Here is a 13994-nt window from a genome sequence, read left to right as displayed (position 1 = left end):
ACCCCGTCGGCGCGCGTACTGCGGCAGTTCGGTGCCCGAGGCCTCAGCCGCCGCTCAGCGGTCCACCCGCTTGCCCGCCGCACCGCTGTCCGCGACCTCGCCGACCTCGGCGGCCGCCGGATCCAGCACCCGCGCCAGAAACGTCCTGGTCCGCTCGTGCTGCGGGGCACCCACCACCTGCTCCGGGGTTCCCTGCTCGACGATCACCCCGCCGTCCATGAACACCACCCGGTCGGCGACCTCCCGCGCGAAGCTCATCTCATGGGTGACGACGAGCATCGTCATCCCTTCCTGCGCCAGCGACCGCATCACCGCCAGCACATCACCGACCAGCTCCGGGTCCAGTGCCGAGGTCGGCTCGTCGAAGAGCATCAGCTGCGGCTCCATCGAAAGCGCACGGGCGATGGCCACCCGCTGCTGCTGCCCGCCCGACAACTGCGCCGGATAGGCGGCCGCCTTGTCGCTCAGCCCGACCCGTTCGAGGTTGGCACGGGCGATCCGCTCCGCCTCGGTACGGTCGCGGCGCAGTACCCGCCGCTGGGCGATCGTGAGATTCTCCAGCGCGGTCAGATGCGGAAAGAGGTTGAAGGACTGGAAGACCATCCCGATCCGCCGGCGGACCCGGTCGATGTCCACGTCCGGGTCGGTGACCTCGGTGCCGGCCACCACGACCCGGCCCGCGCTCGGCTCCTCCAGCAGATTCACACAGCGCAACAGGGTCGACTTCCCGGACCCCGAGGGGCCGATGACACACACCACCTCACCGCGCGCCACCGAGAAGTCGATACCGCGCAGCACCTCCAGCTCCCCGAAGGCCTTGCGCAGGCCCTGGACATCGATGGCCTTCGCGTCCGCCGTCTCCGGTGCCGCCTGCTCGGTCGTCACGCCGCTCACCTGGCCTTCGCCGTACGGGCCTCCAGCCGACGGACCAGCTGGCCGAGGGGGAGGGTGATCACGAGATAGAGCAGCCCGGCGATCAGGATCGGGGTCAGGCTCTTGTGCTCATTGAGCGCGTCCCGGCCGAAGTTGGCCAGCTCGAACTGGGTGAGGGACAGCCCCAGCAGATACACCAGCGAGGAGTCCTTGGTCAGCAGGATCAGTTCATTGGTCAGCGGCGGCAGCACGATACGGAACGCCTGCGGAATGACGATCGAGGCCATCGCCCGCCCCTGCGACATCCCCAGCGAACGTGCCGCCTCCGTCTGCCCCTTGGGGACGGCCTGGATACCGGCCCGGATGGTCTCCGCCATATAGGCCGCGCCCACCAGCCCCAGCGACAGCATCACGGTGATGTTCATATCGAGCGCGACCTCGAAGGCCAGCGGCACACCGAAGCCGAGGGCGATGAACACCAGCAGACAGGGGATGCCGCGGAAAAACTCGATATAGGTGACCGCGATCCAGCGGTAGGGCGGCACCGACGAGAGCCGCATCAGCGCGAGCACCAGCCCCAGCGCAAGACCGAATCCGAATCCGAGCAGGGTGTAGAGGACGGTGTTCACCAGCGCCGTGGTGATGATCTCGGGGAAGAGCGCTTTCGCGACCTCGACGTCGAAGAACGCCATCCGCAGCTGGTGCCAGTCGGCGATCAGCGCGAAGACCACCACGGCGGCGACCAGGACGCCGTACTGCACGCCGCGGGTGATCCGCGCGCGCTGTCTTTTGGACACAGGCATGATGGCCGGCCTCAGCTCTGCGGGGTGGTGCCGAACCACTTCTTGTAGATCCGGTCGTAGCTCCCGTCGGATTTCGCCTTCTTGATCGCCGCGTTGATCTTCTTGCGCAGCGCGTCATTTCCGGTGCGTACGCCGATGCCGTAGTGCTCACCGGTGTTGAATTCCGCGGTGACCTTGGTGTCCGGGTTCTGCTTCACATAGTCGAAGAGCACCCCGTTGTCATTGATGCCGGCGGCGACCTGGCCGGACTTCACCGCGGTCAGCAGCAGCCCCAGATCCTCGAACTCCACCAGCTCGACGCCCTTGCCGTGCTTCTTGGCGTAGATCCCGCCGGTGGTGGCCTTCTGGTAGCCGAGCTTCTTGCCCTTGAGGTCCTCGATCTTCTTGACCGGCTTGCCCTGCTTCGTCAGCAGCGCCTGGGTGGCATTGAAATAGGGGTCGGAGAAATCCATGACCTTGTCCCGCGCCGACGTGATCGTCATGCCGGCGGCCGCCAGGTCGCATTTGCGGATGGCGAAGTCCTGGCCGGTCTCGATGCCTTCGAAGGGGGTGTTGACGATCTCCTGCTTGACGCCGAGATCCTTGGCGACCAGGTCCACCAGATCCACATCGAACCCGACGACCTTGCCGTCCTTCTTCACCTGGAACGGTGCGTACGGAAGGTGGGTGCAGGTCTTCAGGGTCCCGGAAGAGACCAGTTCCAGACCACCGGAACCCTTCTTCCCGTCGGACTTGGTGCTGCTGCACCCCGCCAGGACGACGACGGCCGTGGCAACGGCTATGACAGGCAACGCGGAGCGAGCGGACACAGGCCCTCCAGGGGCAGGATGAACATCGACCAAGCCATGCGTGCTGCGATGTGGCTGCATCCTGCCATCGGCCCGGGGCTCTGTCGCCGCTGCGTCGGTTGCGTCTGTGTAACGCCTTCGGCCCGCGTCCGGGGACGCCGGTCCCGCTCCCGGGGCCCGTCAGCGGCCGAGCCCGGCCGCCAGCTCGGCGATGGCGTCCGGGCCCACCCGGCAGCAGCCCCCGATGAGCCGGGCACCGTCCGCGGCCCAGGCGGCGACCCGGTCCGCGCTGAACGCCGGGCTGCCGCACCAGGCCCGCGCCGCGGCGTCCCAGCTCTCCCCGCTGTTCGGATAGACCACCACCGGCTTGCCGGTGACCTGCGCCGCCAGCCGCACCGCCCGGTCCGCATCGTCCGGTGCGCAGCAGTTCACCCCCACCGCGATCACCTCGTCGGCCTCCGCCGCCACCGCGAACGCCTCCGCCAGCGGCTGCCCGGCCCGGGTACGGTCCCCCGCGACGCTGTACGACAGATAGGCCGGGACACCCAGCCCGCGCACCGCCCGCAGCAGCGCACGGGCCTCCTCCGCGTCCGGCACCGTCTCCAGCGCCAGCACATCGGGCCGCGCCGCGGCCAGCACCTCCAGACGCGGCCGGTGGAACCGCTCCAGCTCGTCCACCGACAGCCCGTAGCGGCCGCGGTATTCGGAGCCGTCGGCCAGCATCGCGCCGTACGGGCCCGCCGAGGCGGCCACATACAGCGGCCCGGTGACTCCGCCGGCCGACGCCAGCCCGGCCGCCTCACGGGCCAGCTCCACACTCCGGGTGATCAACTCCGCGGCCTGCCCGGCACCGATGCCGCGCCGCGCGAACCCCTCGAACGTCGCCTGATAGCTGGAGGTGATCGCGACCTGCGCCCCGGCCTCGTAGTACGCCTGATGCGCCTGCACGACGGCCGTCGGCTCCTCGGCCAGCAGCCGCGCCGACCACAGGGCGTCGCTGAGGTCGTGCCCGGCGGCCTCCAGCTGGTTCGACAGCCCGCCGTCGAGGACGACCGGTCCCGCGGCGAGGGCGTCGGCGAGCGGCGGGAAGGTGCTGACCATGGTGCAAAGCCTCTCGGTGCTGCGGGACGCGCGGGTACCCACGCCTCACCCAAGATCGTATCCCCGGCCGGTGCGCACGCTCCTGGACGGCATCGCGCGCACCGTGTGCCGGCCGGGACAGCGCGGCCGGCGCACGGTGCCGCGCAGGGTTCAGCCCAGCGACGAGAACACGAACGAGAAGCGCGCCGGCGCCACCTCCAGCCGGTGCTGCGGCAGCACCCCCGGCCCGCACGACTGGCTGCCGATGCCGTGCTGTGCATGGTCGAGATGGACCCACAGATCCTCGCCGGGCCGCAGATCCGTGGTGTGGCGGGCCGCGGTCAGCTCCTCGGCCGGCCAGCGGCGGGCGGCGAAGAAGAAGTCCGGATCCCCCTCGATCCGCAGGCCCGAGCCGTCCGTACGGGTCAGCTCCGCCCAGCGCACCCCCGGCCGCGCACCGTTCTCCTGCGGCCGGACGTACGGCGTCTGGAGCGCGTCCACCGGCATCGACCAGCGGCCGACCCGGGCGGCGGCCCGGGTGTCCGGATAGCCCTCACCGGGCCCGCCGCCGAACCAGCCGGCGAGACCCAGGCTGCCGCACACCCGCATCCGCACCCCCAGCCGCGGCAGCGGAACCGGCCAGTCGCCTTCCGGATCGACGCTCAACTCCAGCCGCAACAGGTCGTGTTGAGCCGTCCAGCGGTAGACCGTGCGCAGCGCCGACGACGTCCCGGCGGGGGCGACCCGGGTGCGTACCACCAAGGACTGCGGGCCGGTCTCGACGGCGTCGACGCGGTGCCGCATCCGGTGCAGACCGAGCCGTCGCCACTCGGTGGCCGGCCGTGGCTCCGGCTGCCAGGGCGCGGCCTCGTCGTTGTCGGTCGGCGCCCGCCACACATCCAGCCGGGGCCCGTCGAGGCGCACGCCGTCCAGATAGCCGAGCGTTCCCGTGGTGGCGTCGAAGGTCCCCGGACCGAGGACGATCACATTGCCCTCTCCGCGGCGCGGGGTGGCGGTGGCCGCCGGGGGAGTGGTGGCGGGGCGCGGCGCGGCCAGCTGACCCCAGGCGACCTCGTGCCCGGCGGGTGCCCAGGCGGTGTCCTCGGCCAGGACGGCCTGGACCGTCCAGATCCGCTCCCCGTCGTCGTCCGGCCCGTCCTCCGGTGGCGCCGGCAGCTCCACTGTGGCCGATGCGCCGGGCGCCAACGGGGGCACCTCCAGCCGGCCGTGACCGTGGGGCATGCCGTCCACCTCGTAGACATAGCGGAATGCGAGGTGGCCGAGGCCGGCGAAGTCGTACAGATTGGTGATCCGGACCGCGTGGGCCGCCCCGGTGCCGGCGCCCCCGGCCTCGATCCGCACCGGTTCGATGACCTTCTTGAACTCCAGCAGGCCGGGGGAGGGCACCCGGTCGGGCAGGACCAGCCCGTCGCAGACGAAATTCCCGTCGTGCAGCTCCTCGCCGAAGTCGCCCCCGTAGGCGTGGAACACCTCACCGGTGGGGGTCCGCTGCCGCAGCCCGTGGTCGATCCACTCCCAGACGAAACCGCCCTGGCAGCGCTCGTAACGCTCGAACAACCGCTGGTACTCGCTCAGTCCGCCGGGACCGTTGCCCATGGCATGCGCGTACTCGCAGAGCAGGAACGGGAGCCCCCGCCGCCGCGCGTCCAGTTCCGGGTCGGGCAGCGGCTCCTCCGCGCGCCGCCCGATGCGCTCCACCTCGGCGTGGTCGGCGTACATCCGGGAGTAGACATCGGTGTCGGCGCAGCTGCGGTCGCCCTCGTAGTGCAGCGGGCGGGACGGGTCGCGCTCGCGCATCCAGGCGGCCATCGCGGACAGCCCGCGTCCCGTGCCGCACTCGTTGCCCAGCGACCACAGCACGATGCTCGGGTGGTTCTTGTCCCGCTCGACCATCCGCCGGGCCCGGTCGAGCAGCGCCGGCTCCCAGCGCGCGTCATCGACCGGATTGTCCCGCCAGCCCTGCTGGGCGAACCCGTGCGTCTCCAGATCGCACTCGTCGATCACCCACAGGCCCAGCTCGTCGCACAGGTCGAGGAAGGCGGGGTGCGGCGGATAGTGGCTGGTGCGCACCGCGTTGATGTTGTGCCGCTTCATCAGCAGCAGATCGCGGCGCATCGTCTCGGGGCCGAGAGCCCGTCCGGTGCGCGGATGGAACTCATGGCGGTTGACGCCGCGCAGCAGGATCCGCCGGCCGTTGACCTTCAGCAGCCCGTCCTCGACGCGGACCGTACGGAAGCCGATCCGCAGCGGGATCCGCTCGCCGGGGGTGACCAGCTCCCCGTCGTAGAGGTGCGGTTCCTCGGCCGTCCAGGGACGGACCGGCACCGTGGCGCTCTCCCCGGTCGCCAGATCGAGGCCGAGCGCCGGGACGGTCACCCGGCCGGCCGGTGCGCACTCCACCCGCAGGGTACCCTGGCCCGTGACGTGATCGAACCCGGCGTGGACGAAGTGGTCGGCGACCGAGCCTTCGGGACGGCGATGGAGCGAGACGTTCCGGAAGATGCCGGGCAGCCACCACTGGTCCTGGTCCTCCAGATAACTGCCCGACGACCACTGGTGGACCCGCACCGCCAGCACATTGCGGTGCGGCCGCAGCAGGTGCCCGGCCTCGAACTCGTGCGGCAGCCGGCTGCCCTTGAAGTGGCCCAGCTCCACCCCGTTGAGCCAGACCCGGGCACAGGACTCCACCCCGCCGAAGTGCAGCACCGCGGGCCCCTCCCCCCAGCCCTCCGGCAGATCGAAGAGCCGCCGGTGATCGCCCGTCGGGTTCTCGTCCGGCACCCGCGGCGGATCGACCGGGAAGGGGTAGGCGGTGTTGGTGTAGGCGGGCGCCCCGCCGGACTGCGGCCGGTCACCGCCCCCGTAGGAGCCCTCGGCGGCGAAGCGTCCCATGAGCGGCCAGTGGCCGGGCACCCGCAGCTCCTGCCACTGCGAATCGTCGAAGTCGGGCCGGGCGAACGCGTCGTCCTCGGCGGTGGCGCATGCCGAGAGCCGGAAACGCCAGGTGCCGTGCAGCGAGATGCGGGCGGCGTCCGAGCGCGCGTACCAGGCGCGGGGCGGCAGGGCCCCGCTTCCCGGCGAACGGTCCTCGTAGTACGGGAGCTGCCGGGGCCGGCCGGGGTGGTGCGGTGCGTGGTCCGTCCCGTCAGGGGTCCGTGCGGGCGGTGCGGACGGCATGGGGTGCGGTGTGTGCGGCGGGGTGCCGGTCACTGGTCCTCCTGCTGCGGGCGGCGTGCCTGGCGTGGGGGATCAGTTCAGCGAACCATGCGCGGCGGCACGGCGCAGCCGGATGGGGAGGATCGGGCCACAGTGGCCGGGGAGCCGCCGGGCCGGCCCCGGATCAGCGGCCGGGGAGCCGTCCGTCCGGCTCCGGATCAGCGGCCGGGGAGCCGTCCGTCCGGCTCCGGATCAGCGGCCGACCCCGGCGGCGAACGGGATCCCGGCGGCAGTGGCGTCCTCGGGCCGCGCGGCCGGATGCCGCCACAGCCCGGCCTCCCGCAGCACCGGCAGCACCCCTTCCCCGAACCAGTACGCCTCCTCGACATGGGGGTGCCCGGAGAGGATGAACTCCTCGATGCCCAGCCGCTGATACTCCACGATCCGCTCCGCCACCTCCGTGTGGCTGCCCACCAGCGCGGTGCCCGCCCCGCCCCGCACCAGCCCGATACCGGCCCACAGATTCGGCGCGATCTCCAGTCCGTCGGTGCGGCCGCCGTGCAGCGCCAGCATCCGGCGCTGCCCCTCCGACTCACTGCGGGCCAGCCCCGCCTGCACGGCCCGTATCGCCTCCGGTGTGAAACCGTCCAGCAGCCGCTGCGCCTCCGCCCACGCCGCCTCCGCGGTGTCCCGGGTGATCACATGCAGCCGGATTCCGAACCGCACCCGGCGCCCGGCGCGGTCCGCCAGCCCTCGGATCCAGGCGATCTTCCGCTCGACCTCGGCCGGCGGCTCGCCCCAGGTCAGATAGACATCGGCGGCACGCGCGGCGACCTCCCCGGCGGCCGGGGACGATCCGCCGAAGTACACCGGCGGCACCGGATCGGGCACCCGCGCCAGCCGGGCGCCCGCCACCCGCAGCTGCTCCCCGCTGAAATCGACCGTCTTTCCCTCCCACAACTCCCGCACGATGCCGAGGAATTCACCGGTGCGTGCATAACGGTCGTCCTTGCCCAGGAAGTCCCCGTACGCGCGCTGCTCATGTCTCTCGCCACCGGTGACGACATTCAGCAGCAGCCGCCCACCGGAGTGCCGCTGGAAGGTGGCGGCCATCTGGGCGGCCAGGGTCGGCGCGATGATCCCCGGCCGGAAGGCCACCAGGAACTTCAGCCGCTCGGTCTCACGGGCCAGCATCGCCGTGGTGAGCCAGGCGTCCTCGCACCACGCCCCGGTGGGGGTGAGCGCCCCCTCGAAGCCCAGGTCCTCGGCGGCGCGGGCGATCTGCGTCAGATAGCCGAGCGTGGCGGGCCGTTCCCCGCCGGCCGCACCGGCGGGCAGGCCATGACCTCCCCCGACGACATGACGGCTGTCGCCGTAGGTGGGCAGGAACCAGTGGAAGGTGAGGGAAGACATGGCAGCTCCGAGAGGGGGAAACGGGGGTGCGGGCGGGGTGGGGCGGCCGTCAGAGCAGACCGTGCCGGGGCGGCCGGGTGCCGTTGAGGACATAGCGGCCGATGTGCTGCACCTTCCAGCGGACCGGGTCGTGCAGGGTGTGGGTGCGTGCGTCCCGCCAGTGCCGGTGCAGGTTCAGTCCGTCCAGCGCGGCCCGGGTCCCGGCCACCTCGAACAGCGCGCTGCCGGTCTCCACCGCCGCCTCAGCGGCCACCACCTTCGCCGCGGCCACGGCGATCGACGCCCCGGCCGCGGAGTCGTCGGTGAGAGCCCGCGCCGCGGTGTCCACCGTCCGCGCCGCCGACGCCACCAGGGCCTCGGCGGCCCGCACCCGTACCGCCAGTTCCCCGAACCGCTGGATCAGCAGGGGGTCCTCGGCGGCGCTGTCGAGGCCGCTCTCGCACCACGGCCGGCTCTTGGTGCGGACGAACCCGGCGGCCTCCGCCAGCGCGCCCGACGCGATCCCGGTGTCGATCGCGGCATGCAGCAACTGGGCCACCGCACCGTGCAGTTGCGGCCCCCGAAAGGTGAGGTGATGCGGTACGACCCGGTCGGCCGGCACCGGTACCTCCTCCAGGTGCACCGTGCCACTGGCCGTGGTCCGCTGCCCCATCCCGTCCCAGTCGTCGACGATCCGCACCCCCGGCGCCTCCCGCGGCACATACGCCACATGGAGTTCCTCGTCCCGGCCGCGCGCCAGCACCGGGATCCAGTCGGCGAACAGCGCACCGGTCGCATAGTGCTTCACCCCGCTCAGCACATACGAGCCGTCGGCGGCGGGCACCAGCCGGGTACGGATGTCCTGCACATGCCGGGTGCCCGCCTCCGACTGCGCGTTGCCCAGCCGCCGCCCCGCCAGCACCTCACCGAAGAAGAACGCCTGCTGCTCCGCGGTGCCCTGGCGGCGCAGCACCTCGATGTACACGAAGTGGCTCTGCGGAATCTGCGACAGACTCGCGTCCCCGGCCGCCAGCAGCCGCACCACCTCGGCGAGGGTCTCGGTCCGCACCTGCGCGCCCCCATGGGACCGCGGCACGGTGATGCCCAGCAGCCCGCTCGCCGACAGCCGCGCCAGCTCGGCATGCGGCAGCCGGCGGGCGGCGTCCCGCTCGGCGGCACCGGCCCGGAACACCTCGGCCAGTTCGGCCGCGACCGCCAGGGCCTCGGCGTCGTCGGAGATCACATGGGCGGTGGCGGGCCGCGCGGGAGCGGTCACGGTGCTGCCTCCAGAGGAGTGTCGACGGGGGCGGGCCTCGGGAGCCCGGGGGAACGGGGCGGCGGTCAGCTCGCGACGGACAGCAGCGGGCTGCGTCCGAGCGCGCCGGAGAACTGGTCCAGGACCTGGTCGAGCCCTTCCCGTGCCCCGGGGTCGACGGCCAGCGAGCCGTCCTCCCGTACGGCCAGATGCCGGTCGAGCACGAACCAGCCCTGGACGATGTGCGCGGCGCCCATGGACGACAGCACCGGCCGCAGCGCGTAGTCGATGGCCAGGACATGGGCGGTGCTGCCGCCGGTCGCCAGCGGCAGCACCGTCTTGCCCGTCAGCGCGTACTGCGGCAGCAGATCCAGCAGCGACTTGAGCAGACCGGAGTAGGCGGCCTTGTAGACGGGCGTGCCGATGACGACACCGTCGGCCCGGGCGAACAGCTCGGTGGCCTCGACGATCGCCGGGTGGCCGAAATCGGCTCCCAGCAACGCCTCGGCGGGCAGCCGGCGGACATCCAGCGGAACGACCTGGTGCCCCTGTTCGGTGAGCTCGGCGTCCAGGTGACGCAACAGGCGGGCGGTACGCGAGGACGCGGAGGGACTGCCGGAGACGGACAGGACGGTGGCCATGAAGAGAATCACCTCGAAGTGCGGAGCGGGCGTGGGAACGCGGAGTGTGCGGAGCGGGGCCGGTCAGGAGTACCAAGTCGGCTCGGGCAGTGCGCCGTCGAGCACGAACCGGCCGACCTCACGGCGCTTGTAGGCCACCGGATCGTGCAGGGTGTGGGTACGGACATTGCGCCAGAAGCGGTCCAGGCCCTCGGCGGACGCGGTGGACCGGGCCCCGGTCACCTCGAAGATCCGGTTCGTGACCTCCAGGGCCACCTCCGTGGCGCGGGCCTTGACCGCCGCCACCCGGACCTCGAACTCCCCGCGGTCCTGCTCGGTCACCGCGTCCGGAGCGTCGTGCAGCCGCTGCCCCTCCCCGGCCACCCGGTCGGCCAGCGCCTCGGCGGCCCACAGCTTGGCCGTCAGATCGCCATAGGTGTCGATGACGTACGGCTCGTCGGCCGCCCGCTCATGGCCGCCGTGCAGCCAGGAACGCGCCTTGGTACGGGTGTAGACCGCGGCCGTCTCCAGGGCGCCCGCGGCGATCCCGAGGTAGAAGTGGGCGAAGACCAGCTGGATGGTCGGGACATTGAGGGTGTTGTAGACACGGGGCCGGAACTCCTTGTCGACGTACCCGGCGGCCGCCGACCACGGCACCCGCACCCCGTCCAGGGTGACGCTGCCGCTCTCGGTGAGCCGCTGCCCGATGTTGTCCCAGTCGCCGTGGAACGTCAGACCGTCGCTGTCGGACGGCACGATGGCGAAGACATGGCTGTCGGTGCCCTCCAGGACCCCCTCCAGCACGGTGACATCGGAGACCTTGCTGCCGGTGGAGAACGACTTCCGGCCGGAGAAGACCAGCGTCCCGCCCTCGTCCCGCACCACCACGTCCTTGTCGCGCGGATTGACCGCACCGCCGAAGAACCAGCGCTGCCGGGCGGCCTCGGCCTCCACCGCCTCCCACTGCTCACGGGTGCCGACCAGCCGCGCCGCCCAGTTCCACAGATAGTGGTAGCCGAGCAGCTGGCCGATGGACCCGTCGGCCTTGGACACCTCCCGGATCACGCGGTACGCGGTCGGCCAGTCCTGCCCGCCGCCCCCGTGCCCGACCGGGCCGAGCAGGGTGACCAGGCCGGAGTCCTTGAGCAGGCGCACCTCGTCGTACGGGGTGGCGCCCGCGCGGTCACGGGCGGCCGCGTCGGTGGCGAGGACCGCGGCCACCTCGGTGGCGCGCTCGATCCAGCCCTGCGGGCCCTCGGGGGCGGGACGGGTGGTCCAGTCGGACGGAGCGACGGTGCTCATCTGAAGTCTCCCTTGGAAGTGGGGTGATGATCGGTGGGACGGGGGCTCAGCGCCGGGCGCCGGAGACCGCCGGACCGGTCGGCTGCGCCGTGTCCGCTGCGGCCCGCGGGCCGTCCTCCTGCGCCTCCAGCTCACGCACCAGCGGCAGCACCCGCCGGCCGAAGTACTCGACGTCCTCCAGGTAATGGAGGAAACCCAGCAGGAAGAGGTCCACGCCCAGTCGCTTGTACGCGACGATCCGCTCGGCGATCTGCTCCGGTGTGCCGATCAGGCCCGTGCGGAAGCCGTCGTTGTACTGGACCAGGTCCTCGAACGACGAGTCCTGCCACATACCGGTGCCGTCGGCCGTGGACTGCCCGGCCTGCCGGACCGCCGCGCCGAAGCCGTGCACCGCCTCGGTGTCCGCCTTGGCGATGATCTCCCGCAGCACCTCCCGGGCCTCGGCCTCGGTGTCCCGGGCGATCAGGAAGCCGTTCAGCCCGAAGCGGGGCGCGGTCCGGCCCGCGGACGCCGCCGCGGCCCGGACGTCCCTGAGCTGCTCGGTGACGCCGTCGAAGTCCTTGCCGTTGCTGAAGTACCAGTCGGACACCCGGCCGGCCATCGCCCGCGCCGCGGTGGAGTTGCCGCCCTGGAAGATCTCCGGGTGCGGACGCCCGGCGGTACCGAGCGGCTTCGGCTTCAGCGAGAAGTCCCGGATGCGGTAGAAGTCCCCGGCCAGTTCGGCGTGGTCCTCGGTCCAGATGCTGCGCAGTGCCCGGATGAACTCCTCCGCCCGCCGGTAGCGTTCGTCATGCTCCAGCCATGGCTCCCCGAGCGCACTGAACTCGCCCTTGAACCACCCGCTGACCACGTTCACCGCGAACCGCCCGCCGGAGAGGTGATCGGCCGTGGCGCCGAGCTTCGCCAGCACACCCGGGTGCCACAGCCCCGGATGCACGGCGGCGATCACCTTCAGCCGCTCGGTGGCCAGCAGCAGCGCCAGGCTGAAACTCGTGGACTCGTGCTGGAACTCCGCGCCGTAGCTGGCCATATAGCGGACCTGGCTCAGCGCATAATCGAAACCGTTGTTCTCGGCCAGCACCGCCAGCTTGCGGTTGTAGTCATAGCCCCAATCGGTGCGCTGCTCGATGGTGCTGGTCACCAGGCCGCCACTGACATTGGGCACCCAATAGGCAAAGCGTGCGGGGCCCGGGGCGGGCAGGTCGGACATCAGGAACTCCCGGTGGAAGAAAGCCAACTGCAAAAGGGCGCGACAAAGGAAGCACGCGCGGTTCGCGCGAATAGCACGAGGAATCTCCGGAACGAAATGCGCGAGCAGCCGCGATACGGAGAAAAGGATCTCCGGGCGGACCGGCAAGGCATCAACGGCCATCAACGGCCATCAACGGCCGGCGCCGGACGACCTCCGGTCGTCAGCGCTCGCGGGCGACGGCACCGCGACAGAGCGCGCTGGAGAGCCGTGCGAGATCGACGTGACGCCGCTGGGTGAGCTGCTTCTGTTGCTCGTTCATGAATGCGTCACCTCCTCGCAACAATTCGCCGCACCGACCTCTCGGCAACGGCCCCTGCGGCCCTTTCCCGGTCAATGCGGCCGCATCCCTGCCGAGTTTAGCGACCGTGCTGCGCAGCGTCGATACGGTATGCGCGAGGTGGTGATAGGGTCCCCCTTGAACCAAGGGAAACAAACCCGCGAGAAGCCTCAACGGCACCTGACTCCACTGACCTTCACCATCGGCACCGGATCGCCGGGGAGGTGCATTCCGTGCGGATCGAGCAACTCGAATACATTGCGGCCGTCACCCGCCTCGGCTCCTTGCGCAGAGCCGCCGAGGAACTCCATCTGTCCCAGCCCGCACTGAGCGAGACCGTCCGCAATCTGGAGCGCGAACTCGGCGTCGACATCCTCGACCGCAAGCGCTCCGGAGCGAAGATCAGCGACGACGGCCGGGAGCTGCTGCCGCATATCGTCGGTGTGCTCGACGCGGTCGACAAACTGCGCCGGGCCGCGGGCGACCAGCACCACATCAGCCGGATGGTGCGACTGGGCACCGTCAACGCCGCCACCGTTCCGCTGCTGGTACCGGCCATCCGCGAGTTCCGGACCGGCCATCCGCTGACCCAGGTCGAGGTGATCGGTGCCCAACAGGCCGAGATCCACCGCGCGCTGCTGGAAGGCAGTCTCGACCTGGGGCTCGTCAACTATTTGCGCGGCGACGACCTGCCGCCGGACTTCCACACCACCGAACTCCTGCGCGGCCGCCCCGTGGTGTGCCTCCGGCCGGACAGCCCACTGGCCGCGAGGAGCGAGGTCCCGGTGACCGAACTCCTCACCCAGCCGCTGATCGTGATGCGGTCCGGCTATGTCATGCACCGCTTCGTCCACCGGCTCCTCAGGGGACGCACACCCTCCTTCTCGTACTCCACCGACGGCGCCGAAATGGGCAAACTGATGGTCGCCGAGGGCCTGGGCGTCACGGTCCTGCCCGACTTCAGCATCATCGGCGACCCCCTGGAGCGCAGCGGCACCATCACCTACCGCCCGCTGGCCGCCGACCGCACCGACGTCCTGATGGTCATTCAGCGCCGCCGCTCCGGCTCGGTCCCCAAGGCAGCCCGCGATCTGCACGAGCTCTTCGTGCGACGCGCAGCCGCGCACCGCGGCGCGGGCGAGGACGGGACCTGACCCCGCCCCCGCCCGTGCCTC

12 protein-coding genes are annotated in these 13994 nt (G+C 71.4%); 1 reads left to right on the top strand and 11 read right to left on the bottom strand.

Annotated features, from left to right (window positions below; translation table 11 throughout):
* Window positions 1-54: 54 nt before the first annotated feature.
* The 11 genes from STRNI_RS05985 to STRNI_RS41300 all read right to left on the bottom strand — a co-directional run bounded on the left by STRNI_RS05985 (window position 55) and on the right by STRNI_RS41300 (window position 12801).
* Complete coding sequence (locus STRNI_RS05985; protein WP_037741057.1) at window positions 55-885, bottom strand: amino acid ABC transporter ATP-binding protein; 831 nt, start codon at window positions 883-885, stop codon at window positions 55-57.
* 5 nt (window positions 886-890) lie between these two features.
* Entirely contained in the window at window positions 891-1676 is a 786-nt protein-coding gene (locus tag STRNI_RS05980) for an amino acid ABC transporter permease (protein ID WP_026169437.1), read from the bottom strand.
* An 11-nt stretch (window positions 1677-1687) separates the two neighbouring features.
* The gene (locus STRNI_RS05975; protein ID WP_026169438.1) at window positions 1688-2485 is read right to left on the bottom strand and encodes a basic amino acid ABC transporter substrate-binding protein; all 798 of its coding nucleotides are present in this window, start codon (window positions 2483-2485) and stop codon (window positions 1688-1690) included.
* Window positions 2486-2644: 159 nt separating this feature from the next.
* On the bottom strand, window positions 2645-3565 hold the full coding sequence (gene mmuM / locus STRNI_RS05970) for a homocysteine S-methyltransferase (protein ID WP_266444168.1): 921 nt from the start codon (window positions 3563-3565) through the stop codon (window positions 2645-2647).
* A gap of 150 nt (window positions 3566-3715) precedes the next feature.
* Window positions 3716-6775: a glycoside hydrolase family 2 TIM barrel-domain containing protein gene (locus tag STRNI_RS05965; protein ID WP_277410704.1), complete on the bottom strand. Its 3060-nt coding sequence runs from the start codon at window positions 6773-6775 to the stop codon at window positions 3716-3718.
* A gap of 198 nt (window positions 6776-6973) precedes the next feature.
* Window positions 6974-8134, bottom strand: coding sequence for an LLM class flavin-dependent oxidoreductase (locus tag STRNI_RS05960; protein ID WP_159484797.1), 1161 nt, complete (start codon window positions 8132-8134; stop codon window positions 6974-6976).
* Between the two features lie 49 nt (window positions 8135-8183).
* Window positions 8184-9389 (bottom strand): SfnB family sulfur acquisition oxidoreductase, encoded by a 1206-nt coding sequence (locus STRNI_RS05955; protein ID WP_159484795.1) that lies wholly within the window; start codon window positions 9387-9389, stop codon window positions 8184-8186.
* A gap of 65 nt (window positions 9390-9454) precedes the next feature.
* Window positions 9455-10009, bottom strand: a complete 555-nt coding sequence (gene ssuE, locus STRNI_RS05950; RefSeq protein WP_277410703.1) for an NADPH-dependent FMN reductase — start codon at window positions 10007-10009, stop codon at window positions 9455-9457.
* A gap of 63 nt (window positions 10010-10072) precedes the next feature.
* Window positions 10073-11290 carry an acyl-CoA dehydrogenase family protein gene (locus tag STRNI_RS05945; RefSeq protein ID WP_277410702.1) on the bottom strand — a complete coding sequence of 406 codons (1218 nt, stop codon included), beginning with the start codon at window positions 11288-11290 and terminating at the stop codon, window positions 10073-10075.
* Window positions 11291-11336: 46 nt separating this feature from the next.
* On the bottom strand, window positions 11337-12500 hold the full coding sequence (gene sfnG / locus STRNI_RS05940; RefSeq protein WP_277410701.1) for a dimethylsulfone monooxygenase SfnG: 1164 nt from the start codon (window positions 12498-12500) through the stop codon (window positions 11337-11339).
* 202 nt (window positions 12501-12702) lie between these two features.
* A complete protein-coding gene (locus STRNI_RS41300; RefSeq protein WP_316246551.1) occupies window positions 12703-12801 on the bottom strand; it encodes a putative leader peptide in 99 nt (32 codons plus the stop codon).
* Window positions 12802-13052: 251 nt separating this feature from the next.
* On the opposite strand from STRNI_RS41300, the gene STRNI_RS05935 reads away from it, so the two are divergent.
* Window positions 13053-13973, top strand: coding sequence for a LysR family transcriptional regulator (locus STRNI_RS05935; RefSeq protein WP_277410700.1), 921 nt, complete (start codon window positions 13053-13055; stop codon window positions 13971-13973).
* Window positions 13974-13994: the final 21 nt, after the last annotated feature.

Source organism: Streptomyces nigrescens (genome assembly GCF_027626975.1).
In the GTDB taxonomy this organism is placed as follows: Bacteria; Actinomycetota; Actinomycetes; order Streptomycetales; family Streptomycetaceae; genus Streptomyces; species Streptomyces nigrescens.
Note: the sequence above shows the minus strand (reverse complement) of the source record. Positions and strands in the feature narration are given on the sequence as shown.

Coding starts and splice junctions, on each gene's coding strand:
- STRNI_RS05980 (WP_026169437.1), bottom strand. CDS start 1,676: ATGCCTGTGTCCAAAAGACAGCGCGCGCGGATCACCCGCGGCGTGCAG.
- mmuM (WP_266444168.1), bottom strand. CDS start 3,565: ATGGTCAGCACCTTCCCGCCGCTCGCCGACGCCCTCGCCGCGGGACCG.
- STRNI_RS05960 (WP_159484797.1), bottom strand. CDS start 8,134: ATGTCTTCCCTCACCTTCCACTGGTTCCTGCCCACCTACGGCGACAGC.
- ssuE (WP_277410703.1), bottom strand. CDS start 10,009: ATGGCCACCGTCCTGTCCGTCTCCGGCAGTCCCTCCGCGTCCTCGCGT.
- STRNI_RS05945 (WP_277410702.1), bottom strand. CDS start 11,290: ATGAGCACCGTCGCTCCGTCCGACTGGACCACCCGTCCCGCCCCCGAG.
- sfnG (WP_277410701.1), bottom strand. CDS start 12,500: ATGTCCGACCTGCCCGCCCCGGGCCCCGCACGCTTTGCCTATTGGGTG.
- STRNI_RS41300 (WP_316246551.1), bottom strand. CDS start 12,801: ATGAACGAGCAACAGAAGCAGCTCACCCAGCGGCGTCACGTCGATCTC.